The organism is Pseudomonas sp. NPDC090755 (genome assembly GCF_044769005.1).
In the GTDB taxonomy this organism is placed as follows: Bacteria; Pseudomonadota; Gammaproteobacteria; order Pseudomonadales; family Pseudomonadaceae; genus Aquipseudomonas.
This window is the reverse complement of sequence record NZ_JBIVXC010000024.1, coordinates 1-22,356: the sequence shown is the minus strand read 5'-3', so window position 1 is coordinate 22,356 and position 22,356 is coordinate 1. Positions and strand designations below refer to the sequence as shown.

Here is a 22,356-nt window from a genome sequence, read left to right as displayed (position 1 = left end):
CACCGCTTGCAAGCGCGAAGGAGAGCAACATGATCATCACCACCACCGGCACTGTCGAAGGGCGACAGATCGAAACCTATCTGGACGTGGTCAGCGCCGAATCGGTCCAGGGCATCAACGTGGTACGTGATGTATTCACAAGCTTCCGTGATTTCTTCGGTGGCCGCTCGCAAACCCTGGAGAGCGCACTCAAAGAAGCGCGTATCCAGGCCACCGACGAGATCAAGGCCCGCGCCCGTGACCTGCGGGCCGATGCCGTGGTGGGCCTGGACTATGAAATCAGCATGCCTTCGGCCCGGGGAGGGATGGTCGTGGTGTTCGTCACCGGTACCGCCGTCAAGCTGCGCTAAGGCGGGGAGAGGGGGAGGGTGCGACAAAATGGCGCGGCCATTGGTCGGCCTTTCGGCTTTTTGCCCGTGCGGTCCATAAATGACCGGCTAGTCTCAGGAGCACTTGGGTCGGTATTTTTCCGGGCAATCATGTGTTTGCCGGTACCGGCTCGTTGTTGGAGGGAGACGGGGTATGAGCATTTCCTACATCGAAGACAACGGCGACGAATTTCCAATCAACAGCCAGGTACGTTGTGGTCAGGCAGCCTTCCAGTTGGGCTTTGCCCATATGACCCTGGACGATTCGGACCAGATCAAGCCCAGCCACCTGCAGCGCACCAAGAAGGGCCGATTCATGCCCAGGGTTCCTGCGAAAAAGTGAACCGGTTCTCAACACCCCGCCCCTTGTGGCGGGTTTTTTTATGCATTGATTGACCTTGCTCAAGGGTTGCAGATTCGGCGTTAGCCTGAATCGCGCGGCTGTGTCTTACTTGTCCGGCTATCAACAGGGGGTAATCGATGCGTATCAGGGAAGAGACTTACTGGAAGTGGGCTGACCCGCAATTGCACAGCCGCAGCCATGACGAGGTGCTCAGCGACGGCACCAGCATCGACGTGCAGGTCAGGCTGTCACGCACCGGTGCCACGCAGTTGTTCCTCGGCATTTATACCTGTCATGGCAAGGCGATGGTCGAGGAGTACTACGACAGCCGGCCGGGCGAAACCATGAGCCGGGCCATGGCCTGGGGCGTGGACCGCGCCCGGGCGTTGCTGACCGGGTTGCTGCCGCTGGAGCAGGCGCCGTTGCGGCGTCAGGCCTGAGCGTGGCGGTTGCGGCTGGCCTGGACAATGCGCTGGGCTGGCACGCGCAGCTGGCGCAGCAGGTACTCGGCGAATTCTGCTGAATAGTCCTGCAGGGCGATAGCCTGTTCCATGCAACTCAACCAGATTTCGCTGTGGGAGTCGTCGATCGGCCATTGGGCATGGAAGGCCGGAATGGCGATCGGGCCATAGCGCTCCTTGAACAACGCCGGGCCACCGAGCCAGCCGCTGAGGAAACACGCCAGCTTGTCCCGCGACGCGTCCAGGTTGTCCGGGTGCATCCGGCGTACTGAATGGGCAGCGGGTGACTGGTCCATCAGCCGGTAGAAATCATCGACCAGACGACGCAGGCCGTCGATGCCGCCGGCGGCCTGGTAGGAGGCGTCACCGGTGCCGAATGCGGGGCTGTTCATGGCAGGGCTCTTGAAAGAAAGCGGGCATTGTAGCCCGTTCAGCAGGCAATGAAATGCTGAACGGGCTGTCTTGTTGCACGGCTTATCAACCTCTAGATAGCTTGAACAACCCGAGGTCAATGAACATCCAGGCAAACCCGATGGTTGTAAGCCAAACAGATGCGATCATTCGACGTTTAAGAGGTGTTGGAAAATTGCGCATTTCGTCTGCATTGAACAATCCTCTACGAATCCCGAGCTGCGGGAACAGCATCGCTGCGCAGACTGTGTTAACGAGGTAGCAGCGAGCTTTAAGGCTGGTAGTCCCCCAAAACGGTATTTGTTGCTTGAGCCAAAGGCTGTTTGGCAGCGCATCAAGCATGCTATTGAAATCTCGACTGCAGGCAATATAAGCACCCATTGCGATGCCAGCCAACATGATTGCAAAAGGGGCCAAGCCGAAAGCGATCACAATGCTCGGCGGCCAAGTGCTGATATCAATCACTTCGAGCCTCGTAGATGTAGTCCCCTAGCATCTCCCCGAATGATCCACCGCCTAAACCACCCGCAAGCGAACCACCTCCGACCAGGACAATACCGCATACGGCTCCCCCAATCAGACCTGTCGCAGCGGCTGCAATGCCACAGTATAAATAGGCTGCGTAGCCTCCAGCGTAGGCGCCAGCCGCTCCACCGCTGAGGCCACCTGCGAAACTCCCCGCCTCAGTAAATCGAATCTTCTTGCATTCCTCCGTCTCCCCGGCACGGCACACCTCCTGTACCTTGAGCATCGATGCACCGTCACCGAGCGCTACCTCGCTGTACTTGAGGTATATCGCCGCCCAAGTCACTTGATCCGGATGAGCGTGCATCAGCTATTCTGCAAATAACTTGATCAAGCCTAAGCCGATGAACAGCCAGGCCGATCCAATGATCACCAGCCAGGCGGCTACCAGCAAACGGCGTCGCAGGTCGATCGGGAAGTTACGCAAATCCTCTTCATCGAATGCCCCTAGGCGCACACTGATCCTTGGATAGAGCATTGCGCCACTGATTGTGCCCAGTAGATAGCAGCGCGATTTCAGGCTGGATGTTCCAAAGATCGGGACCTGCTGAGTAACCCAAAGGCTGTTTTGAAGGTTCGCTATCATGACCTCGAAGTTGCGGCTATGGGCGATGTAGATGGTCATCGCAACACCGGACAGACTGATCACAAAGGGAGCAAGCATAAAAGCAAATGCCCACCAGGAACTCCAAAACCCACTCATGGACTTAGTTTCTCGTAGAGAAGCTCTCCAAGCCATTCACCACCTGCGCCGCCGCCGACACTTCCCGCAAGCGACCCACTGCCGACCAAGACTATTCCGCAAACAGCCCCACCTACTCCGCCAGTAGCCACTGCGACGGCACCACATAAGAGTACCGATGCATAGGTCCCTAACACGGCTCCGGCCGTACCACCACCAAGCCCGCCAGAAAAACTCCCCGCCTCAGTAAACCGAATCTTCTTGCATTCCTCCGTCTCCCCGGCACGGCACACCTCCTGCACCTTGAGCATCGATGCACCACCACCGAGCGCAACCCCGACGTAGCCCCCGTACTTGAGGTACTGCGCCGTCTTCGCCACCTGGTCCAGGTGCGTGGCATAACCGGGAATCTGCCCGGGCGCACCGGCTCGACTCCAGTGATGCACCAGACTCTTGGTCGAGATACCCAGGTCACGACGCAACACCTCGTAACTGCCAAGGTTCAGCGCTTTATTGAGGAAGGAGCCTCTCAACTGCCCATGCAGTTGTCGGAGCAACTGCTGGCGTTCGGCAAAAAACTCCGGGCTTTTCAAATGACCATGGGTGATGAACGAGCGTTGATGCAGCTGCTCCATTGCGTGCAAGGTGCCTTTGACCTGGTGCAGCCCTTGCGTGAGCATCGCCTGGCCGACACCCATCGACTCGCTCGCCCCGCCGAGCAGACCGGCAATCTCGCCCTGGTAGCGGACCATGAAGTTGGCCTCTTCCTCGGTGAGTGGCGCCAGGACTTCGCGAGCCTGGGCGGCGGCGGCCATCAGGTCGGCCTCTTCCCGGGTGCACGCCGTGCCGTTATTCGGATCGCCAATGACGAACAGCTCGCCGGCCTTGTAGCCCTGGGCAAAGGTCGGGTTAAGCCGGAGCAGCCGGGCCGCCAGGTAACGGGTTTCGCCGCCGAGTTGGACCAGTACCTGCTGGCCGGACATGCTGCGCGGCACCACATAGAAGCCAGGCTCCAGCGTGCCCGCTGCGGCGGACATGACCGGCATGGGCCGAGTCGTGGAAGAGACGCCGGACGCAGGCGCCGACGCAGGTGATTTGAACGCCTGAGGGGCCGGTTCGGAAACGCTGCTGGCGGTTCGCGCAGCGCTAGCCCCACCGCCCACGGGCGCTATCAACCGGTTGCGACCAGGAGGACAACCGCAACTGACCTGCGCACCGTCAACGGCAATCGGTACCCCGTCAACGCGCCAGGCCGCGAAGCCTTCGACAATTTTCCCGGCCTGACCGCACTGCGGACAAGGCGTGGTGGCGTCGCCCAACCGCAAGTGGCCGACCCCGTTCTGGGTGTGCGCGCTCTGACTGCTGAGGCAGGTAGCGCCGGTGGTGGTCTGGTCGCCATGTAGCCCGGCGCCGCGGCCATTCATGTTCATACGGAAGGCCATGCACTGATTCCCTGAGCAAGTGAAGCCCGGAACCTAGCATGCGAAAAACAGCTTTCTACCCGGAAAAATCGAAACGGAAATGCCCTACGCAACTCTCAGAATGCAATGTCATCTGTAGGAGCGGGCTTGCCCCGCGATGCGGTGTAACAGACAAATCGCAATCGCGGGACAAGCCCGCTCCTACAGGTCGGTAGAAGCCGGACAGCAAAAAGGCGAGCCCATGGGCTCGCCTTTTTGTTTACACGATGGGTTATCAGCAGAGGCGATCGATGACCGCAACCCCCGGCTTGTCCTGCAGTGCAGCCCACTCGCTCTGCAGGGTTTGCAGCACGCGGCCGACGTAGTGGGTGTCAGCAGCGGCCTTCTTGCCGACGTAGCCCTGGCCACGGCGGTACATCTTCAACCGTGCGCGCATGTTCGGGGTGTGTTGCTCGAACTGCGCTTCATCGGTCAGTGTGCCCAGTTTGTCGAGGCGGACTTCACCGGCCTGGCAAACCCAGAGAATGTGGCTGTCGAGGGTGTCCTTGCGTGCGGCGAACAGCCGGGCCAGTTCTTCGACAGTCGGTTGATTGTTCAGATTCATCATAAAGCCCCCTGGAGTATCAATAGTTGAGTTCAGACTCGGCGCACATCATGTAGCGTTGAAAGAAAGCTGCTACAGCAGCGTCACAACTGGGGGCTTTTACACGCTGCCTTTTGGGCAGTACCCATCCGCATACAGCTCATGGATCCTTGGAGCTGCCTGGAACACCCTTGCCAGTGTCCCCGATCGGGGAGACGGCCTCATCATGCAAGGGGCGACGAACGGCGTCAACAGGTTTTGTAGTGATTTTTTTCTAGCACTACATTCTGTCCGACAATCCTGGCTTTTATCGGTGTTGATGCGTATCAGTTCGCCACTGTGGCAAGTGACCGATCATGGTCACTCATGCATTGCGGGGAGATTTCCATGAGTTCGTCGGCCAGCGCACCGGGTGCGCAATCCACGGGTATCAAGATTCCGGTTGGCCTGTTGCTGGGGATCGCCGCCCTGATCGGCGTGCTGTTGCTGCCGTTGCCGGCCGACCTGCCGGTGGCGGGGCAGCGGGTCCTGGCGATCCTGGCCTTTGCCGTGGTGGTGTGGATCAGCGAGGCGGTGTCGTACGAAGCCAGTGCGATCATGATCACTTCGCTCATGGCGTTTTTGCTCGGCACGGCGCCGACCGTGGCTGATCCTTCCGTCACCTATGGCTCGTCGGCCGCCATCAGCCTGGCGCTGACCGGGTTCTCCAACAGTGCCCTGGCCCTGGTGGTCGGTGCCTTGTTCATTGCCGCGGCGATGACCCATACCGGCCTTGACCGGCGCATCGCCCTGGTGACCTTGTCCAGCGTTGGCGTCAGCACCCGGCGCATCCTGGTGGGGGCGGTGGCGGTGACCATCCTGCTCAGCCTGGTGGTGCCCAGTGCCACGGCGCGCAGCGCCTGTGTGGTGCCGATCATGATGGGGGTGATTGCCGCGTTTGGCGTCGACAAGCGTTCCAACATCGCCGCCGGGATCATGATCATCGTCGCCCAGGGCACCAGTATCTGGAACATCGGCATCCAGACCGCGGCGGCGCAGAACCTGCTGACCGTGGGTTTCATGGACAAGATGCTCGGCGCTCGGGTGTCCTGGATCGACTGGTTGATCGCCGGTGCGCCCTGGGCGGTGATCATGTCGCTGGTGTTGATTTATATCGTGCTCAAGTTGCTGCCGCCGGAGAGCGACAGCATCCCGGGTGGCAAGGCAGCGGTCAGCCGCACCCTGGCCGAGCTTGGCCCCATGAGCGGGGCGCAGAAGCGTCTGCTTGCGGTTTCGCTGCTGTTACTGCTGGCCTGGGCGACCGAGGGCAAGCTGCATCACTTCGACACCACCTCGACCACCTATGCAGGCCTGGTGATCCTGCTGTTGCCACGCCTGGGCGTGATGACCTGGAAGGACGTGCAGGCGCGGATTCCCTGGGGCACGGTGATTGTCTTCGGTGTCGGCATCAGCCTGGGCACCACTTTGCTCACCACCCAGGCCGGGCAGTGGCTGGGGGCGCAGGTGGTGGCCCACACCGGGCTGGACCAGTTGGGGACCCTGGGGGTGTTCGCGATCCTGGCGGCGTTTTTGATCCTGATTCACCTGGGCTTTGCCAGCGCCACGGCGCTGACTTCGGCGTTGCTGCCGATCCTGATCGCGGTGCTGCAGACCTTGCCGGGGGACTTCAGCCGGCTGGGCATGACCATGGCGCTGGGCTTTGTGGTCAGCTATGGCTTCATCCTGCCGATCAATGCGCCGCAGAACATGGTGTGCCTGGGGACGGAGACCTTCACTGCGCGGCAGTTTGCCCGGGTCGGGGTACTGGTGACGTTGATCGGCTACGTGCTGATGCTGGTGTTCGCCGCCACCTGGTGGCGCTGGCTGGGCTGGATGTAGGCGTCATGGGAGCGGCGTCGACAGGCTTTGCGGCCGTTTCACGGCCGATCGCAGCCTGGCGGCAGCGGCTACAGAGGGCGGTGTAGCCGCTGTCGAGGCACGAGGCTGCGATCGGCTGCGCAGCAGTCGCCATCGGGACACCGCGTGCGTACAGCGAGAACAACGTCGTCAGGTTTTGCGGCCGTTTCACGGCCGATCGCAGCCTGGCGGCAGCGGCTACAGAGGGTGGTGTTGCCGCTGTCGAGGCACGAGGCTGCGCAGCAGTCGCCATCGAGACACCGCGTGCTTACAGCGAGAACAACGTCGTCAGGTTTTGCGGCCGTTTCACGGCCGATCGCAGCCTGGCGGCAGCGGCTACGAAGGGCTGCGTAGCCGCAATGAACAGGATCAGAAGTTGGCCGGGGTGTTGGCGCTGATGATTTCTGCCTCGTCCTGGCCAATGTTCTTGAAACTGTGGGGCAGGGTGGTGGGGAAGTAGTAGCCATCCCCGGAGTTGAGGATGCTCACCTGGCCATCGACCCGCAGTTCGATGGTGCCCCGGGTCACCAGCCCACACTCTTCACCCTCGGTGTGCACGATCGGCTCGTCGCCCGAGTCGGCACCCGGTGCGTAGAGTTCACGCAGCATGCGCATCTGCCGGCCTTCAACACTGGCGCCGACCAGCAGCAAGCGCAGGCCGCTGTTGCCCAGGTCAGGTTGCTCGGTGGAGCGGAATACGAAACGCTCCTCGCGCGGCGGTTCGTCGAAGCTGAAGAACTCGGCCAGGGACATGGGAATGCCTTCGAGCAGCTTTTTCAGGGAACTGACCGAAGGGCTGACACGGTTCTGCTCGATCTGCGAGATCGTCGAGTTGGTCAGGCCGCTACGGCGGGCCAGCTCCCGCTGGGAGAGTTTGTTGCGTTCACGCACCAGTTTGAGTCGTGTCCCCGTGTCCATAGCCGCCTTATGTGTCAATAATTTTGGGCGGAGCATTAAAGCACATTATTTCAGCCTTTAGCGGCCCGTCTGTACGGATGGAGGCGATGGCTGAGGCCACAGCCCCACCAGCAGTAGCAAGGCGCCGACGATCAGGTACGGCAAGCGTGGATCGGCGGCGTAGATCAGGGTGCCGGCCAGCGGTCCGATGACCACGCCCAGCCCCTGGGCCGCGCAGATGGAGCCCGCCGTGGCGCCTTGTTCGCTGGCGTCCATGGCATTGGCCGCCAGTGCCGAGAAAGCCGGGAATACCCAGCCCATGCCGGCGGCGGCGATAAAAAAGCAGGTTCCCAGCAGTGCGGCGCTGTCGGCAAAGGCACAGGCGACAAAGCCCAGTGCCGAAACGCTGGCGCCGACGCGGATCATGCGCAATGGCGGCCACTGCAGTTTGCGCACCAGCATCTGCGACAGGATCAGCGCCACACCCACCAGGGTCAGGGCCATGCCAGCGGTTTGTGCCGCTTGCGCAGGGCCCATGCCCAGACGGTCCAAGGCGAAGAAGCCGACAGTGATCTGCGCCACCGAAACACTGAGCATGGCCACGAACGCCACCAGCAGGGGCCGTCGCAGGCGCGGATCGCTCAGTCGCACCGGACGTGGCGGCTGTTTGAGGTGCAGTTCCTGGCGCTTGAGCTTGAGCAGCAGCACCACAAAGGCCAGCGCCGGCAACACGGCCATAGCATAGAACGGCAGGCTCAGGCTGTAGCGCGCCAGCAAGGCGGCCAAGGCCGGGCCCAGCACCAGGCCGACCGCGTTGGCCGCGCCCAGGGAGGCAAGGGTTCGGGCGCGGTGCTCTGGCGCGACATTGTCGGCAATCAGTGCCGCGCCGCCCACCGGCAACGCCGCGTAGAACGCGCCGATCAGGCCGCGTCCGAGCATCAGGCCAGCGAAAGCCAGGGTCGCACTGGGCAGCAGGTGCAGGGCCACATCGATGAACAGGCACAGGACCCAGTAGGCCAGGGTAAAACCGGCGGTGCCGATCAACAGCACCCGACGTCGACCAAGACGGTCACTGGCCTGGCCCCACGGGCGGGCCAGGAGCATCCAGATCACTCCGGCCACCGTCACCGCCGCCCCGGCCTGCCAGGTGGCCAGGCCCAGGGTGCGGGCGATCGGACCGATCAGGGAAACGAAGGCCATCATCGCCATGGTGCAGGCCATATTGGCGACCACCAGCGGGCGCAGGTCGAAGCCGGCTTCGACGTTTGCGGAAAGTTTCGCAGGATCCTGTGCGCTGTTCATGGGCTATCCGAGGCAGTTGAGGCGAGCCTGGCATTGTGCCGGAAAACAGCGGGCGACAGGACGCTGCGTTGATGGCGAGGGTCAATGGCTGCTGTTTGCCTGATCGTTTCCAAGCGGGCCGGGCCACATGCTGCGCAGCACCCCGTCGCGCCGTACCAGGCCATGCACCAGCGCCGCGCCAAGGTGAATCAGTACGGTGGCGAACAGCACGTAGGCCAGCACGCCATGGGCCTTGCGCAGCAGGGCATAGAGGTGCAGGTCGTGGGGCAGGAGGGCGGGCAGTTGCAGCGGCAGGGGGTAGCCGCCTGCCGAGAGCATGCCCCAGCCGATCAGGGGCATGGCCAGCATCAGGGCATACAGGAGCCAGTGCGAGGCGCCGGCCGCCAGGCGCTGCACGGCTGGCAGGTCACTGGGCAGCGGCGGATGGGGCAGGGTCAGGCGCAGCAGGATGCGCACCAGCACCAACAGCAACAGGGCCAGGCCGATGACCTTGTGCAGGCTGACCAGCAAGGTGTGGCGCGGCGACAGGTCGGCGACCATGCTCACACCGACGAACAGCATGGCCAGGATCAGCAACGCCATCAGCCAGTGCAGCAGGCGCGCCAGGGGATGGAAGGCAACAGGTACGGATCTCATGGGTGTGCTCCCGATGCGGTGGCTTCGCGACTGCGGCGGTTGAATGACTCGGAATAGGCCGCCGAACGGGCAGCCAGGATCGGATCGGCCGACGGCTCGATACCGGTGGGCAGGATCAGCGGGTCGAAATTGAGGTCGCGGCAGGCGCCTTGTTCGGGGCCATCGACCTGTTCGATCACCAGGGTGCCGGCGTCGATGCTGTGTCGTTCGGCTGGCCATTGCTGCGCCGGGTCATCGACAGGGTCCCCCGCTGCGGCCAGGGTCAGGCGCAGGGTCCAGCGCAACGGTCCCTGGCTCAGGCGCTGGTGCAGGTCGTGCTGGAGAAAATCGCGGTCATCCACTTGGCCTTGCAGGGCGGCAAACGGCGTTTGTGGCAGCAGGCTCCAGCGAACGTAGTGGCGGTTGCCCTGGGCATCGACCAGGGCGAAGGCGTTGATGCTGTTGTAGCTGGCGTTGGCGAAGCTGTTCGGTGCCTTGTAGTCCTTGGCCCATTGGCGAAAGGCGGCACTCTCCGGGTGCGCGGCGAAGAACGCCTGGACCCGGGCCGGGTCCGGCTTGCCGGTGGCCGGGTCCGGGGTCATGGCCAGCACCTGCTGGTAGAAAGCGTCAGGGGTGCTTACCGCCAGTACCGGCGGGGTGTTCATGCCGGTGCGCCAGACCTGGCCATCATCGCTGCTCAATTGCAGCGCCAGGCTGCGGGTCGGCACACTGGTGTCGGCGCTGTAGGGGTTGCTGCCACCGATGGCGAAGCGGCCGATCACCGGCACCCGCGGCTGGCTGAATACCCGCGCGCGGGACAATGGGGCGGCTTGCGCGTTGCCCTGGAAATAGCCACTGACACACAGACCCTTGGCGTGATTCTTACGGTAGCCGGGAAAGTGTCCGGCCTGGGCTTCGAAGGTGTCGATGAGGCGCTTGGGCGTCAGGCGTTCAGCGCCTATCCAGCCGGCGGCATAGGCAAAGCCTGCGGCCAGGGCGCCCAGGCCCAGGCCGATGGCAGCCAGGCGCAGGAGGCGGGGGCGGCCGTGCAACGGAGAACTCATGGCGGCGATCCGGGTCAGTGAATGAGCCGGTACGACGTAGGGCGCGCAGATTTATTCCCACAGCGTGGAATATTTTCAACGTTCGGGCGTCTGCCTCGTACACTGATCGCCTACAGGCCAAGACCCTGGCAATGAACGAACTAGACGACGACCAATTACGCGAGATGCTCGAGCGCCTGCGCCGCTTCGCCCTGTGGTTGACCCGCGAGGCCAGCAGCGCCGACGACCTGGTCCAGGCCACGGTCGAGCGCGCCTTGAGCCGGCGCGATCAGCAGCGCGGCCAGGACAGCCTGCGCGCCTGGCTGTTTTCGATCCTCTACCGGCAGTTTATCGACGGCAAGCGCCGGGAGCGGCGCCATGCGCGCTGGCTGGCCTGGTTCGGACGGGGCGAGGAGGCCGGCAACGCCACCGAGGACATTGTCCTGGCCCAGTCGGGCCTGGCGGCCTTTGCCCGTTTGCCGGTGGAACAGCGCGCCTTGCTGTTGCTGGTCAGCGTCGAAGGCTTGAGCTACAAGGAGGCCGCCCAGGCCCTGAAAGTACCCATTGGCACGGTGATGTCACGTTTGTCGCGGGCGCGCACGGCGCTACGCGAGCTGGCCGAAGGCAATGCAGCGCCTGCGGCGTTGCGGAGGTTGAAATGAGTCAGTTGATCCCGAGCGAAGAAGAGCTTCACGCCTATGTTGACGAGCGCCTGGAGCCTGCGCGCCGCCGGGCGGTGGAGCTGTACCTGGCCGCCAACCCCGAGCAGGCGGCGCGGGTCGATGGTTGGCGCCGCGATGCCCGGAACCTGCGTGCAGCCTTGTCCGGTTTTGCCGGGCAGACGCCCAACCCCCGGCTGGACCCTGACGCTGTGCGCCGGGAGCTGCGTCGACGCCAGCAGCGGCGCTGGGCCAACGCCGCCGTGCTGTTGCTGACCTTGGGGCTCGGCGGGCTGGGTGGCTGGCAAATGCGCGAAGCGCGCCTGCTGGCTGCCAACCCGCCCATGGCCGATGCCGTGCAGGCGCACAAACTGTTCGCCGATGCCGGCGCCCTGGACCTCAGCGCGCGCGACCCGGCGCGCTTACAGGCCTGGCTGGGTGAGCATTTTAAGCATGTCGGCACGCTGCCGGACCTGTCGGCCTACGGTTTTACCCCGCTGGGCGCGCGGTTGCTGAGCAACGAGCAGGGCCCGGCTGCCTTGCTGGTGTTTGAAGATGCCCGGGGCCAGCGGGTCAGCCTGTTCCTGCGCTCACCGGGTGAACGTTATGCACGCATGCCCAGCGGCGAGCGCACCGAGGGGCCGTTGCAGGCGCGCTACTGGTCGCATGGGGACTACAACTATGCGCTGGTCAGCGCTGCGTCCGACAGCCGTGGCGCACAACTGCGTCAGGTGCTGGATATTGCCTTGTAGCTCCATTTCCGATGCAGGCGTAAGCTCGAAGCTGTTTGACCCAGCAGTTCGTTCCATCACCTGTGAGGTACGCGGAAATGAAGCGCAAGCAAGGTTTGGTTGTGGCAGCACTGTTGCTGCTGGCCGGCCAGAGCGCGCTGGCCTCGGCACCGGAAGTGAAGGATGCGCGTCTGGTTGCCCATGAGCAGGCAGTGCAGGCCTATGCGGCAAGAACCGGCAAGACTGTCCCTGCTGTTCAGGACTACCGCTATGGCACATCGGTCGATGTCGCCCGGCTTGTCGAACAGACCCCCATGGCCCGCGGCTGCGAAGCGGCGCCGATGTTGATGACCTATGAGGATTCGTCCGGGCAACTGGTCACGATGCGTTACCGGCTGGAAGGGCAGTGCCCACGCTTCCAGGCCACACGATAGCCATCCTCTGCGCAGCGACGAGGGATCGCCGCTGTGCAAGGCACTTGGTTTGTACACGGGTATTAATTAGAATCAATCTCATTTGATTCCTTTCCCGTGCAGGTGCATTGACATGAGCGAAGCGGTGGCCCTTTCCGAGCAGACCTTGCATGGCCTGTACCGTGACCACCGCAGTTGGCTGGAAAGCTGGTTGCAGCGGCGCCTGGGCAATCGCTGGGATGCCGCCGACCTCAGCCAGGACACCTTCCTGCGGGTACTGGCCAGCCCCCAGGTGCTGGAGGAACTGCGTGAACCGCGTGCCTACCTGCTGACCGTGGGCAAGCGCCTGCTGGTCAACTTCCACAAGCGGCGCAGCCTTGAACGGGCCTACCTCGACGCCCTGGCCGCCCTGCCTGAAGCCCTGGCGCCCTCACCGGAGCAGCGTTGGCTGTTGCTGGAAACCTTGCAGGCACTGGACGAGTTGCTCGACGGCCTGGCGCCCCAGGTGCGGCGGGCGTTTCTCTGGTCGCAACTCGAAGGCCTGGGGTATGCGGACATCGCCGGGCGCCTGCAGGTCAGCGAACGCACGGTCAAACGCTACATGGCCCAGGCCTACGAACACTGCCTGTTGGTCGAACCATGATCCGTGCCAGTCATCCTGAGGCGCGCCAGCTGGCGCGTACTGCCGCGAGCTGGCTGGCGTTGCTCGACTCGGGCCGTGCCAGTGCCGACGACCTGCAACGGCTTGAGCGCTGGCGTGCGGCCGATCCCCGTCACGAACAGATCTGGCAGCGTGCCGAAGGCTTGCGCCAGCGTTTGCAGACCGTGCCACCGACCCTGGCCATGGCCTGCCTGGACCGGCCAGCCGCCAGTCGACGCACCCTGCTCAAGCGTGGCCTGGCCCTGGCGCTACTGGTTCCGGGCGGCTGGCTGTTGAGCCAGCAGTTGCCGCTGGCCGTGTGGCGCGCCGACCTGCGCACCGCGGTGGGCGAGCGGCGCGGCGTGCGCCTGGCCGATGGCAGCGTGTTGCAGTTGAACACGGCAACCGCAGTGGACCTGGATCTGGAGCAGCATCGCCTGACGCTGGTCGAAGGTGAAATCGCCCTCAGCGTCAGCCGCGCGCAACCGCTGACCGTGGACTTCGGCCTGGGCCAGGTCACGGTCGGGCAGGCGCAGGTGTGCCTGCGTCGCGACGCCGACCGTTGCCGCATCGGCGTACTGCAGGGCATGGTGCAGGTGAGACCGGCCCAGGGCATGGCGCTGGCGTTGCAATACGGCGACCAGTTGACCCTGTACACCGATGGCAGCGGCGCCATGGGTCGTTTCGATCCCCGTGCGCCGGACTGGCGCGATGGCATGCTCAGTGTCGACGACCAGCCACTGGGGCAGTTCTTGCGCGAGATCTCGCGCTATCGCCCGGGCGTCCTGCGCTGGGAGCCGGCGCTGGAGGCGCTGCGGGTGACCGGCACCTTCCAGCTCGACGACACCGACCGCATCCTTGCCTTGCTCACCGCCAGCCTGCCGGTCGCGGTGCAGTCGCGCACCCGCTACTGGACCACCCTGGTCGCGCGAAAAGAATCTGCATGAAGCCTGTCCCCTTTTTCGCGCTCGCGTGTCATCCACAGCAGGTGAACGAAAAAGAGAGTGTTCCATGGCTGTGGTGAAGTATGCGCGTGTGTCCCTGATCAATGCCGGGCTGCTGCTGGGGCTGTGTGTCAGCCCCGGCAGTTGGGCCGAGTCCCGTAGCTACCAGGTGCCGGCCGGTAGCCTGAGCGCTGCGCTCAACCGGTTCGCCGGGCAGGCCGGGGTCAGCCTGTCGGTGGACCCGCAGTTGCTGGCCGGGCGCCAGAGCGACGGCTTGAACGGTGACTTTGCCGTGGAAGCAGGCTTTGCCCGGTTGCTGCAAGGCTCCGGTCTGCAACTGCAGCCGGTGGGCGAGGGCAGCTACACCCTGGTACCGGTGGTGGACGGCGCGGCGCACCAGTTGCCGCTGACCTCGATCAACGCCAGCACCGATGGCAGTGGCGAACCGCAGATCTACGCCGGTGGCCAGGTGGCCCGCCGTGGTGACCAAGGCCTGCTGGGCAGCCAGGACTTCATGGACACACCCTTTAACCTCACGTCGTACACCAGCACCACGGTGAAGAACCAGCAGGCACGGACCCTCGGCGATGTGGTGGCCAACGACCCTTCGGTGCGCACCACCAACCCCATGGGCGGGCGGTTCGAACAGTTCTCCATTCGTGGCTTCAGCCTGTTCAACAGTGACGTTTCCTTCGGCGGCCTGTACGGCGTGTTGCCGACGTACTCCATCGACATGGAGATGGTCGAACGGGTGGACATCCTCAAGGGACCGGGTGCCTTGCTGGGCGGCATCGTTCCTCGTGGCAGCGTCGGCGGCAATATCAACATCGAGCCCAAGCGTGCCGGGGTCGAGCCTGTGACCGAGTTCACCGGCAGCTTTGCCTCGGCCGGGCAGTTCGGCGGGCATGTGGACCTGGGCCGGCGTTTTGGCGAAGACCAGCGATTCGGCGTGCGCCTGAACAGCGTGCGCCAGTCGGGCGATACCGAGTGGGATCACCAGCAGGTGGAGCGCGAGGCCACCAGTATCGGACTGGACCTGCGCGAAGAGCGTGTGCGCCTGTCCCTGGACCTGGGTCGCTCCGAGCGCCATGCCGATGCCCCGATCGAGCGGGTCGAAGTGCGCAGCGGGGTGAAAATGCCCGAAGCCGAAGACATCAAGCACAACTTCGCCCAGCCCTGGACCTACGCCGACACCACCGACACCTACGGTGCCCTGCGTGGCGAGTTCGATGTCAGTGACTCGCTGATGGTCTATGCCGCAGCCGGCGCACGCAAAGGCGAGTACGACTTCCTTCGCCATGCGGTGCAGGTCAATAACGATGCGGGCAATTTCAGCGTGCTGCCGCGAGCGTTTCGTCGGGACGAAGAGGTGAAGACCTTCACCCTCGGCAGCCGCGCCTGGTTCAACACCGGGCCGGTCGGGCACACCCTCAACCTGAGCCTGAACCGCTTCTACATGGAGTTCGACAACGCCGGCGAGCGCTTCCCGGCGGGCAACAGCAATCTCTATGACCCGGTTACCTTGCCGTACCCATTGCGGCCCAACCGCTTCGATACCAGCACCCACACGGAGAACCTGTTCACCAGCGTCGCCCTGGCCGACACCCTGAGCCTGTTCGACGAGCGTGTGCTGCTGACCCTCGGGGCGCGCCTGCAGCGTGTCGAGGTCGATACCTGGAGCAACGGTGTGCGCGATGCCCAGCGCTATGACGAGCGGGCCACTTCGCCGGCCATGGGCCTGGTGTTCAAGGCCAGCGAGCGCCTGTCGCTGTACGCCAACTACATGGAAGGCCTGAGCCAGGGCGAAACCGCACCGACCACGGCCAACAATGCCAACGAGGTGTTTGCGCCGTACCGCAGCAAGCAGGGTGAAGTCGGCGCCAAATACGACCTGGGCGATTTCGCCGCGACCTTGAGCCTGTTCCGTATCGAGCAGCCGGCCTACATCTTCGATGACCAGAACAACTTCAAGCCCGATGGCGAATTGCGCAACCAGGGCCTGGAGCTGAACCTGTTCGGCGAGCCCCGGCACGGCCTGCGCCTGCTCGGTGGGGTGATGCTGCTCGACAGCGAGCAGACCCGTACCACCGACGGGCTGTTCGACGGCAACCGGGGGACCGGGGCGCCGGTGGTCAATGCCAACCTGGGCGTGGAGTGGGATGTCGAGCGCCTGCCGGGCGTAACCCTGACGGCCCGCGCCATCCACACCGGCGCCCAGTACCTGGACCAGGCCAACGAACAGCGTATCGACAACTGGGAGCGCTACGACCTGGGCGCGCGCTACGCCTTCAAGGTGGCTGACCACGACGTGACCCTGCGCGCCAGCGTGGAAAACCTGCTTGACACCACCTATTGGGCCTCGGCCGCCACCTCCTCGGACAGCGCCCCGGGGCTGACCCTGTCCACGCCGCGGACCTGGCTGGTGTCGGCGACGCTGGGGCTGTGACCTGGCATTTTTGTCAGTAGCGCTGTGGCCGGGTGTTGGCGAAGATGCCGATACCCAGGCCGGAGCCTTGTTGCCATGGACGAGAACAATAAAGAGCGTCTGCGTTTGTACCAGCCGGGTGACGCCGTGGTTTTGTACGGCTGCTTCCCGGCCGAGCATGGGGTGATGGACACCCAGGCGGGGGTGGTGCGCAGTGTTGACTGGCACTGCGGCCGGGTGCAGCTGTACTTTCCCTGTGATGACGAGTGCCGCAGCATTGCCTTTGCCTGCATCACCGCAGTCATGGCACGGTCCCCGTAGCCGCTTAGTGGAACACTTGTACCTCCAGCTCATCGCTCGCATAGCCCTGGCCGGCAGGTGTGGCCTTGAGCATCAACACGGCATTGGGCGCACGCCTGAGTACGGCGATCAGGCCGATGCTGCCATCCTCGAGATTGCCCACCAGGGCCGGGATTTTCTGTCCCCTGGGCGGTACCAGCAGGGACTGCCAGGCAGTCGCTTCGGCCGTGACGAACCCTTGGGCGGTGCCAAGGAATTTCCCCGGTGGGACGTCTTTCGAGTCCGCCAGACCACGGTCGTTCATACGCAGGCGTAGCAGTCGGTCGATGGGTTGATCCTCGAAGGCCAGGACGCGTCCTCCAAAGAAAGGTGCCATGGCCTGTGGCAAGTGCTCCGCCGGCGTCGCCAGCCAGGCCTGCATGAACGCATTGGCCCATTGCCTGGCGGGTTCGGACGACTCGATCGCCAGGTCGCCCAGCACCGACTGCAACAGCGCGTCGGCCTCGCCGTCGAAGCTGGAACCGGTTACCTGGCGTTCGTAGACCGGAACCGCACTTGCGACGCTATCGGATTGAGGTGCAGAGGGGCGCAAGTCGATGGGCGCACTACCGAAGAAGCTCTGCTCGCCATCGGACAGGCTGGTGTTGCCGGCAATCGCCCGTGCCTGGGGAACCGTCTGCGCGGTGAGCCACTGGTGCTTGCCGGTTCGCGTCTGGCGCCTGCAGAAATCTCGTACCTGCGGTTCAAGCGCTGAAAACGTTTTCGGGGAGGTGGGCAGGTTCATCGTCTCACGGTAGCGAAGCAACCAGTCATAGCTGGACCTGGCCGCATCGAGGCACTGCTCGGGATAGGCATAGGTGCGGTCGGCATGGTGCGACAGGGCGCCGCCGCGATCCACGGCATGGGTCCAGACCCATTGGTCGGGGCAGGGCCAGTGCGTCTGCGATACGCCCTGGTGGGAGAAGGCGTCCTGCCGGCCATGCAATGCCTGGCCGAACTTGAGCAGGTGTTCCTCGGTGCCGTGGCCGGTTTCGGCGACCACGCTCTTGATCTGCCCCTCGGCAAAATGGGCAGCATGAGCGACCGGACGCGCATCAGGCAGCGCCGGTGGCGGCTGTTGCGCGCGAAAGTGCAGGTAGCGGGTGAGCTTGCTGGCGTTTTCCTTACGCCGGATGCACAGCTGCCAGATGATCGCGTGCTTGGCGTCGAGCAGGCCGGTGTCGGTGAGTTCGTCGCCGCGGGCGATGTCGTGGCTTTGCCGATGGTCGTAGCCGGCCTGCACGGCCAGCCAGTAGGTCAGGCCGAAATGGAAGTCCGATTCGTAGGCAAGCGCCGACGGGCCGCCGTTCAGCAACAGGAGGGTCAGGGCGGCGAAGCGCATCGGGGCCATGATCGCGGCTGCCTGGATGGCCGAGGGGTAGGTTGAAGTGTAGTGGTGTGGACGAAAATTATTTGACATATTTGATTTGTGATCACATATTTTCAACCACAAGAACGACAACACAGGCCATTCCCCATGACAGATCGTCCGATCTTGTTGCCGACCCTGCGCCAGGTATCCCGCGATACCCTGCAAGACCAGGTCTACCGGCAGATTCGCGAAGCGCTGATGAGCGGCCGCTTCCAGCCAGGACAAAAACTCACCATCCGCGGCCTGGCCGAAGCCCTGGGCTCCAGCCCCATGCCGGTGCGCGAAGCCCTGCATCGTCTGAGCGCCGAAAACGCCTTTGAAGTCACCGAAACCTCCCGTCTGCGGGTGCGGGTCATGACCCCGGAGCGCCTGCGCGAGATCCGCGATGCGCGGGTGGCCCTCGAAGGCCAGCTGGCGGAAAAAGCGGTGGCCTTGCTCAGCGCCGCCGACCTTGCCGAGATCACCGACCTGTGCGAGCAGATGCAGGCCGCCGTCGACGCTGTCGACGTACCGGCCTACCTGTGGGGCAACTTTGCCTTTCACCGGCGCATCTACGCCGTGGCCCGGGCCGAGCTGACCGTAGCCGCCGTCGAGAATTTCTGGCTGCACATGGGCCCGTGCTTTGCCCTGGTGGCCCCGGACAAGAGCCACCTGCAACGCTCCATGCAAGCCCACGACCGCATCGTTGCGGCGCTGGCGGCCAGGGACGCGGCCGCAGCCCGGGCGGCGGTCACCGACGACATCATGCAGGCCGCCGATTCCCTGGCGCGCCTGCTCGTCACCAACGACCGTGCGCGGTCGTCTGTCACTGGAGTGAAAAAAGCATGAGCGTTCTCAATCGGCTGACACCTTACCCGGGCTTGCGCGTCCTGATCTCCGGCGGCGCTGCCGGCATTGGCGAAGTCCTGGCGGCGGCCTATCTCGAAGCGGGCGCGCGGGTGCATGTCTGCGATGTCAGCGAAGCGGCGATCGCGGCGTTTCGTGATCGCTACCCGGATGCTGTCGCCACCCGTGCCGATGTGGCGGATGCGGCGCAGATCGAGGCGGTGTTCAAGGTCCAGCGCGAACAGTTCGGCGGTCTCGATGTGCTGGTCAACAACGCCGGCATCGCCGGGCCCACCGCCGGCATCGACGCCATCAGCGACGAGGACTGGCAGCGCACCATCGACATCAACCTCACCGCCCAGTACCGCTTCGCCCACCATGCCGTGCCGCTGCTCAAGGACTCGCCACAGGCCCACCTGCTGCACATCGCTTCGGTGGCCGGGCGCCTGGGGTATGCCTGGCGCACGCCTTACGCGGCGACCAAGTGGGCCATCGTCGGCCTGATGAAATCCCTGGCCTCTGAACTGGGCGAAAGCGATATCCGCGTCAACGCCTTGCTCCCCGGCATCGTCGAAGGCCCGCGCATGGACGGGGTGATTCGCGCCCGCGCCGCGCAAGTGGGTGTGCCTGAAGCGCAGATGCGCGAGGAGTACCTGAAGAAGATTTCGCTCAAGCGCATGGTCAGCGCCGAAGACGTTGCTGCCACCGCGTTGTTCCTCTGCTCACCCGCCGCCCGCAACATCACCGGCCAGGCCATCAGCGTGGATGGCAACGTCGAATACCTCTGAACCGCACTGCACTGCTTTCTCGCCAAGAACAACAACGGAGAATACGCATGTCCAAGCAACGCCCGGTCATCATCACCTGTGCCGTCACCGGCGCCATTCACACGCCGTCCATGTCGCCGCACCTGCCGGTCACCCCGCAGCAAATCGCCGACGCGGCCATCGGCGCGGCAGAGGCGGGGGCCGCCATCGTCCACCTGCACGCCCGTGACCCGTATGACGGCCGGCCCAGCCAGGATGTCGAGCTGTTCCGCCAGTTCCTGCCGCAGATCAAGGCCCAGAGCGACGTGGTGATCAACATCACCACCGGCGGCGCGCCAACCATGGGCGTGGAAGAGCGCCTGCAACCGGTGGCCCAGCTCAAGCCGGAACTGGCATCGCTGAACATGGGCTCGATGAACTTCGGCCTATACGAAATGCTCGACCGTTTCACCGAGTTCAAGCACGACTGGGAGCGGCCTTACCTGGCCGAGAGCGACGACCGCATCTTCCGCAACACCTTCCGCGACATCGCCTACATCCTCAACGCCTGTGCCGAGAACCGCACCCGCTTCGAAATCGAGTGCTACGACATCGGCCACCTCTACACCGCGGCGCATTTCCTCCAGCGCGGCCTGCTCAAGTCACCGCTGTTCATCCAGTCGGTGTTCGGCCTGCGCGGCGGCATCGGTGGCCACCCCGAAGACCTGGCGCACATGCGCCGCACCGCCGACCGGCTGTTCGGCGATGCCTACGAGTGGTCCATCCTCGGTGCCGGGCGCAACCAGATCCCGCTGGGCACCATGGGCCTGTCCATGGGCAGTAACGTGCGCGTCGGCCTTGAGGATTCGCTGTGGGACGGTCCGGGCAAACTGGCCGCGTCCAACGCCGACCAGGTCAAGCGCATCCGCACCGTGATCGAAGCCCTGGGCGGACGCGTCGCCACGCCCGACGAGGCGCGGGAAATGCTCGACCTCAAGGGTCGCTACGAAGTCGATTTCTAGCTTGTGCGCCCGCCCCGGACCCGGCGTCCGGGGGACTCCCACCGCTGATGCCACATAGAGATTCGTGCCATGACAATTACAACAATGCCCGAAGAACCGACTGTGCCCCGCGATGCGGCGACCCTCAACCGGTTGCTGTTCGTCAAACTCATGCCGTTGCTGATCGCCGCCTATGTACTGAGCTTCCTCGACCGCACCAACATCGCCCTGGCCAAGCATCAACTGGATGTCGACCTGGGTATCTCAGCCGCTGCCTATGGACTGGGCGCCGGCTTGTTCTTCCTCACCTATGCGCTGTCGGAAGTGCCCAGCAACCTGATCATGCACAAGGTCGGCGCACGCTTCTGGATCGCCCGGATCATGGTGACCTGGGGCCTGATCTCGGCCGCCATGGCCTTCGTCCAGGGCGAGACCTCGTTCTACGTGCTGCGCCTGCTGCTGGGTATCGCCGAGGCCGGTCTGTTCCCCGGGGTGATGCTCTACCTCACCTACTGGTTCGGCCGTGAGCAACGGGCCCGCGCCACCGGTTACTTCCTGCTCGGCGTGTGCTTTGCCAACATCATCGGTGGTCCGCTGGGGGCGGCGTTGATGCAGATGGATGGCATGCTGGGCTGGCATGGTTGGCAGTGGATGTTCATGCTCGAAGGCCTGCCGGCGGTGTTCTTCGCCTACGTGGTATGGAAGAAACTGCCGGACCGGCCGAGCAAGGCGCCCTGGCTGAGCGCAGCCGAAGCACAGCAGATCGAGCGGCAACTGGCCAGCGAAGCCGAGGAGGGTGCAGGGCACAGCGGGCACTCGCTCAAGCAATGCCTGACCCCGCAGATCCTGCTGGCGATCTTCGTCTACTTCTGTCACCAGATCACGATCTACACGGTGATTTTTTTCTTGCCGGGCATCATCGGCAAGTACGGTGACCTGAGCGTGGTGCAGATCGGCTTCCTGACTTCCTTGCCGTGGCTGGCCGCGGCGGCCGGTGCCGTCTTGCTGCCACGCTTTGCCAGTAATGCCCTGCGGGCGCGACGGATCCTGGTGACGGGCTTGTTGACCATGGCCCTTGGCCTGGCCATTGCCTCGCAGGCAGGGCCGGTGATCAGCCTGCTGGGCTTCTGTCTCTCGGCGCTGATGTTCTTCGTGGTGCAGTCGATCATCTTCCTGTACCCGGCGTCGCGACTCAAAGGCGCCGCGTTGGCTGGCGGGCTGGGGTTTGTCAACTCCTGCGGGCTGCTGGGTGGTTTCTTCGGGCCGTCGGTGATGGGCATGATCGAACAGAGTACCGGTACTGCCACCAACGGCCTGAAGTTCATCGCCGTGTTGCTGGTGGTGGCGGCCTTGGTGGCATTGCGGTTGCGTCAGGGGCATGAGCAGCAGGTGCGCAAGGGCAGTGCCTTGAATGAGGCGCAGCGGCAGTCGGCGTGAAACATTGCTTTTTGCTCTTAATTCATCGGCAGGCCAGACACCGTGATTCGTCCCTTCAGGAGGCAGGAGCAAAAGCAGAGCGACGTGTGGGCTCGGCTTTCCGATTTCGCTTTTGCCTTTGCCTTTGCCTTTCGTACATAGCCAGTCCAGACGACACGGTTCGTCCCTTCAGGAGGCTGAGCGGAGGTATTGCGTAGCCGGGTGCAGGCCATGGATGGCCTGCAAGCACCGCAGGGCCATGGATGGCCCTTCGGTGCGCCCCGGCGGGAGCAATGCC

25 protein-coding genes are annotated in these 22,356 nt (G+C 64.0%); 15 read left to right on the top strand and 10 right to left on the bottom strand.

What is annotated here, in order from left to right; all coding sequences use genetic code 11:
- The first annotated feature begins 29 nt into the window (after nt 1-29).
- The 3 genes from ACIQUS_RS24505 (at nt 30) to ACIQUS_RS24495 (ending at nt 1,151) form a co-directional block, all read left to right on the top strand.
- Nucleotides 30-350, top strand: a complete 321-nt coding sequence (locus ACIQUS_RS24505; protein WP_285864799.1) for a YbjQ family protein — start codon at nt 30-32, stop codon at nt 348-350.
- A gap of 172 nt (nt 351-522) precedes the next feature.
- The gene (locus tag ACIQUS_RS24500) at nt 523-711 is read left to right on the top strand and encodes a hypothetical protein (protein WP_403052824.1); all 189 of its coding nucleotides are present in this window, start codon (nt 523-525) and stop codon (nt 709-711) included.
- Nucleotides 712-848: 137 nt separating this feature from the next.
- The gene (locus tag ACIQUS_RS24495) at nt 849-1,151 is read left to right on the top strand and encodes a hypothetical protein (protein ID WP_403052821.1); all 303 of its coding nucleotides are present in this window, start codon (nt 849-851) and stop codon (nt 1,149-1,151) included.
- Here the strand turns inward: ACIQUS_RS24495 and ACIQUS_RS24490 are convergent.
- The 5 genes from ACIQUS_RS24490 to ACIQUS_RS24470 all read right to left on the bottom strand — a co-directional run bounded on the left by ACIQUS_RS24490 (nt 1,142) and on the right by ACIQUS_RS24470 (nt 4,818).
- Nucleotides 1,142-1,564 (bottom strand): group II truncated hemoglobin, encoded by a 423-nt coding sequence (locus tag ACIQUS_RS24490; protein WP_403052818.1) that lies wholly within the window; start codon nt 1,562-1,564, stop codon nt 1,142-1,144. The two genes, ACIQUS_RS24495 and ACIQUS_RS24490, sit on opposite strands and share 10 nt — an antisense overlap.
- A gap of 85 nt (nt 1,565-1,649) precedes the next feature.
- The gene (locus ACIQUS_RS24485; RefSeq protein ID WP_403052815.1) at nt 1,650-2,048 is read right to left on the bottom strand and encodes a hypothetical protein; all 399 of its coding nucleotides are present in this window, start codon (nt 2,046-2,048) and stop codon (nt 1,650-1,652) included.
- Between the two features lie 370 nt (nt 2,049-2,418).
- Nucleotides 2,419-2,811, bottom strand: a complete 393-nt coding sequence (locus ACIQUS_RS24480) for a hypothetical protein (protein WP_403052812.1) — start codon at nt 2,809-2,811, stop codon at nt 2,419-2,421.
- Complete coding sequence (locus tag ACIQUS_RS24475) at nt 2,808-4,232, bottom strand: PAAR domain-containing protein (protein ID WP_403052809.1); 1,425 nt, start codon at nt 4,230-4,232, stop codon at nt 2,808-2,810. Before ACIQUS_RS24475 ends, ACIQUS_RS24480 begins: the two co-directional genes overlap by 4 nt.
- Nucleotides 4,233-4,485: 253 nt before the next feature.
- On the bottom strand, nt 4,486-4,818 hold the full coding sequence (locus ACIQUS_RS24470; RefSeq protein ID WP_403052806.1) for a hypothetical protein: 333 nt from the start codon (nt 4,816-4,818) through the stop codon (nt 4,486-4,488).
- Between the two features lie 363 nt (nt 4,819-5,181).
- Between ACIQUS_RS24470 and ACIQUS_RS24465 the strand changes: the two genes are divergently transcribed.
- Nucleotides 5,182-6,672: a DASS family sodium-coupled anion symporter gene (locus tag ACIQUS_RS24465; protein WP_403052803.1), complete on the top strand. Its 1,491-nt coding sequence runs from the start codon at nt 5,182-5,184 to the stop codon at nt 6,670-6,672.
- Nucleotides 6,673-7,059: 387 nt separating this feature from the next.
- On the opposite strand, the gene ACIQUS_RS24460 is transcribed toward ACIQUS_RS24465, so the two are convergent.
- From ACIQUS_RS24460 to ACIQUS_RS24445, 4 genes are all read right to left on the bottom strand, one after another.
- Entirely contained in the window at nt 7,060-7,608 is a 549-nt protein-coding gene (locus ACIQUS_RS24460) for a cupin domain-containing protein (protein WP_403052800.1), read from the bottom strand.
- A gap of 57 nt (nt 7,609-7,665) precedes the next feature.
- Nucleotides 7,666-8,889: an MFS transporter gene (locus ACIQUS_RS24455; RefSeq protein ID WP_403052797.1), complete on the bottom strand. Its 1,224-nt coding sequence runs from the start codon at nt 8,887-8,889 to the stop codon at nt 7,666-7,668.
- Nucleotides 8,890-8,970: 81 nt separating this feature from the next.
- Complete coding sequence (locus ACIQUS_RS24450) at nt 8,971-9,525, bottom strand: cytochrome b (protein WP_403052794.1); 555 nt, start codon at nt 9,523-9,525, stop codon at nt 8,971-8,973.
- Nucleotides 9,522-10,568 carry a catalase family peroxidase gene (locus ACIQUS_RS24445; protein WP_403052791.1) on the bottom strand — a complete coding sequence of 349 codons (1,047 nt, stop codon included), beginning with the start codon at nt 10,566-10,568 and terminating at the stop codon, nt 9,522-9,524. Before ACIQUS_RS24445 ends, ACIQUS_RS24450 begins: the two co-directional genes overlap by 4 nt.
- Before the next feature lie 131 nt (nt 10,569-10,699).
- On the opposite strand from ACIQUS_RS24445, the gene ACIQUS_RS24440 reads away from it, so the two are divergent.
- From ACIQUS_RS24440 to ACIQUS_RS24410, 7 genes are all read left to right on the top strand, one after another.
- The gene (locus ACIQUS_RS24440; RefSeq protein WP_403052788.1) at nt 10,700-11,209 is read left to right on the top strand and encodes a sigma-70 family RNA polymerase sigma factor; all 510 of its coding nucleotides are present in this window, start codon (nt 10,700-10,702) and stop codon (nt 11,207-11,209) included.
- Nucleotides 11,206-11,958, top strand: a complete 753-nt coding sequence (locus ACIQUS_RS24435) for an anti-sigma factor family protein (protein ID WP_403052785.1) — start codon at nt 11,206-11,208, stop codon at nt 11,956-11,958. Before ACIQUS_RS24440 ends, ACIQUS_RS24435 begins: the two co-directional genes overlap by 4 nt.
- A 77-nt stretch (nt 11,959-12,035) precedes the next feature.
- Nucleotides 12,036-12,371, top strand: a complete 336-nt coding sequence (locus ACIQUS_RS24430; protein ID WP_403052782.1) for a DUF2790 domain-containing protein — start codon at nt 12,036-12,038, stop codon at nt 12,369-12,371.
- A 112-nt stretch (nt 12,372-12,483) separates the two neighbouring features.
- The gene (locus tag ACIQUS_RS24425; RefSeq protein WP_403052779.1) at nt 12,484-12,993 is read left to right on the top strand and encodes a sigma-70 family RNA polymerase sigma factor; all 510 of its coding nucleotides are present in this window, start codon (nt 12,484-12,486) and stop codon (nt 12,991-12,993) included.
- Nucleotides 12,990-13,937, top strand: coding sequence for a FecR domain-containing protein (locus ACIQUS_RS24420; protein ID WP_403052776.1), 948 nt, complete (start codon nt 12,990-12,992; stop codon nt 13,935-13,937). The genes ACIQUS_RS24425 and ACIQUS_RS24420 overlap by 4 nt, the downstream gene beginning before the upstream one ends.
- A gap of 64 nt (nt 13,938-14,001) precedes the next feature.
- Entirely contained in the window at nt 14,002-16,380 is a 2,379-nt protein-coding gene (locus ACIQUS_RS24415; RefSeq protein ID WP_403052773.1) for a TonB-dependent siderophore receptor, read from the top strand.
- A 75-nt stretch (nt 16,381-16,455) separates the two neighbouring features.
- The gene (locus ACIQUS_RS24410; RefSeq protein WP_403052770.1) at nt 16,456-16,680 is read left to right on the top strand and encodes a hypothetical protein; all 225 of its coding nucleotides are present in this window, start codon (nt 16,456-16,458) and stop codon (nt 16,678-16,680) included.
- Between the two features lie 4 nt (nt 16,681-16,684).
- Here the strand turns inward: ACIQUS_RS24410 and ACIQUS_RS24405 are convergent, their stop codons facing one another.
- Entirely contained in the window at nt 16,685-18,118 is a 1,434-nt protein-coding gene (locus ACIQUS_RS24405; RefSeq protein ID WP_403052767.1) for a hypothetical protein, read from the bottom strand.
- A gap of 57 nt (nt 18,119-18,175) precedes the next feature.
- Between ACIQUS_RS24405 and ACIQUS_RS24400 the strand changes: the two genes are divergently transcribed.
- The 4 genes from ACIQUS_RS24400 (at nt 18,176) to ACIQUS_RS24385 (ending at nt 22,079) form a co-directional block, all read left to right on the top strand.
- Nucleotides 18,176-18,898: a GntR family transcriptional regulator gene (locus ACIQUS_RS24400; RefSeq protein ID WP_403052764.1), complete on the top strand. Its 723-nt coding sequence runs from the start codon at nt 18,176-18,178 to the stop codon at nt 18,896-18,898.
- Entirely contained in the window at nt 18,895-19,683 is a 789-nt protein-coding gene (locus ACIQUS_RS24395; protein WP_403052761.1) for an SDR family oxidoreductase, read from the top strand. Before ACIQUS_RS24400 ends, ACIQUS_RS24395 begins: the two co-directional genes overlap by 4 nt.
- Nucleotides 19,684-19,730: 47 nt before the next feature.
- Nucleotides 19,731-20,663, top strand: coding sequence for a 3-keto-5-aminohexanoate cleavage protein (locus ACIQUS_RS24390; protein ID WP_403052758.1), 933 nt, complete (start codon nt 19,731-19,733; stop codon nt 20,661-20,663).
- Between the two features lie 69 nt (nt 20,664-20,732).
- The gene (locus tag ACIQUS_RS24385) at nt 20,733-22,079 is read left to right on the top strand and encodes an MFS transporter (RefSeq protein WP_403052755.1); all 1,347 of its coding nucleotides are present in this window, start codon (nt 20,733-20,735) and stop codon (nt 22,077-22,079) included.
- Nucleotides 22,080-22,356 lie beyond the last annotated feature (277 nt).

Coding starts and splice junctions, on each gene's coding strand:
- ACIQUS_RS24505 (WP_285864799.1), top strand. CDS start 30: ATGATCATCACCACCACCGGCACTGTCGAAGGGCGACAGATCGAAACC.
- ACIQUS_RS24500 (WP_403052824.1), top strand. CDS start 523: ATGAGCATTTCCTACATCGAAGACAACGGCGACGAATTTCCAATCAAC.
- ACIQUS_RS24495 (WP_403052821.1), top strand. CDS start 849: ATGCGTATCAGGGAAGAGACTTACTGGAAGTGGGCTGACCCGCAATTG.
- ACIQUS_RS24490 (WP_403052818.1), bottom strand. CDS start 1,564: ATGAACAGCCCCGCATTCGGCACCGGTGACGCCTCCTACCAGGCCGCC.
- ACIQUS_RS24480 (WP_403052812.1), bottom strand. CDS start 2,811: ATGAGTGGGTTTTGGAGTTCCTGGTGGGCATTTGCTTTTATGCTTGCT.
- ACIQUS_RS24475 (WP_403052809.1), bottom strand. CDS start 4,232: ATGGCCTTCCGTATGAACATGAATGGCCGCGGCGCCGGGCTACATGGC.
- ACIQUS_RS24470 (WP_403052806.1), bottom strand. CDS start 4,818: ATGATGAATCTGAACAATCAACCGACTGTCGAAGAACTGGCCCGGCTG.
- ACIQUS_RS24465 (WP_403052803.1), top strand. CDS start 5,182: ATGAGTTCGTCGGCCAGCGCACCGGGTGCGCAATCCACGGGTATCAAG.
- ACIQUS_RS24460 (WP_403052800.1), bottom strand. CDS start 7,608: ATGGACACGGGGACACGACTCAAACTGGTGCGTGAACGCAACAAACTC.
- ACIQUS_RS24455 (WP_403052797.1), bottom strand. CDS start 8,889: ATGAACAGCGCACAGGATCCTGCGAAACTTTCCGCAAACGTCGAAGCC.
- ACIQUS_RS24450 (WP_403052794.1), bottom strand. CDS start 9,525: ATGAGATCCGTACCTGTTGCCTTCCATCCCCTGGCGCGCCTGCTGCAC.
- ACIQUS_RS24445 (WP_403052791.1), bottom strand. CDS start 10,568: ATGAGTTCTCCGTTGCACGGCCGCCCCCGCCTCCTGCGCCTGGCTGCC.
- ACIQUS_RS24440 (WP_403052788.1), top strand. CDS start 10,700: ATGAACGAACTAGACGACGACCAATTACGCGAGATGCTCGAGCGCCTG.
- ACIQUS_RS24435 (WP_403052785.1), top strand. CDS start 11,206: ATGAGTCAGTTGATCCCGAGCGAAGAAGAGCTTCACGCCTATGTTGAC.
- ACIQUS_RS24430 (WP_403052782.1), top strand. CDS start 12,036: ATGAAGCGCAAGCAAGGTTTGGTTGTGGCAGCACTGTTGCTGCTGGCC.
- ACIQUS_RS24425 (WP_403052779.1), top strand. CDS start 12,484: ATGAGCGAAGCGGTGGCCCTTTCCGAGCAGACCTTGCATGGCCTGTAC.
- ACIQUS_RS24420 (WP_403052776.1), top strand. CDS start 12,990: ATGATCCGTGCCAGTCATCCTGAGGCGCGCCAGCTGGCGCGTACTGCC.
- ACIQUS_RS24415 (WP_403052773.1), top strand. CDS start 14,002: ATGGCTGTGGTGAAGTATGCGCGTGTGTCCCTGATCAATGCCGGGCTG.
- ACIQUS_RS24410 (WP_403052770.1), top strand. CDS start 16,456: ATGGACGAGAACAATAAAGAGCGTCTGCGTTTGTACCAGCCGGGTGAC.
- ACIQUS_RS24405 (WP_403052767.1), bottom strand. CDS start 18,118: ATGTCAAATAATTTTCGTCCACACCACTACACTTCAACCTACCCCTCG.
- ACIQUS_RS24400 (WP_403052764.1), top strand. CDS start 18,176: ATGACAGATCGTCCGATCTTGTTGCCGACCCTGCGCCAGGTATCCCGC.
- ACIQUS_RS24395 (WP_403052761.1), top strand. CDS start 18,895: ATGAGCGTTCTCAATCGGCTGACACCTTACCCGGGCTTGCGCGTCCTG.
- ACIQUS_RS24390 (WP_403052758.1), top strand. CDS start 19,731: ATGTCCAAGCAACGCCCGGTCATCATCACCTGTGCCGTCACCGGCGCC.
- ACIQUS_RS24385 (WP_403052755.1), top strand. CDS start 20,733: ATGACAATTACAACAATGCCCGAAGAACCGACTGTGCCCCGCGATGCG.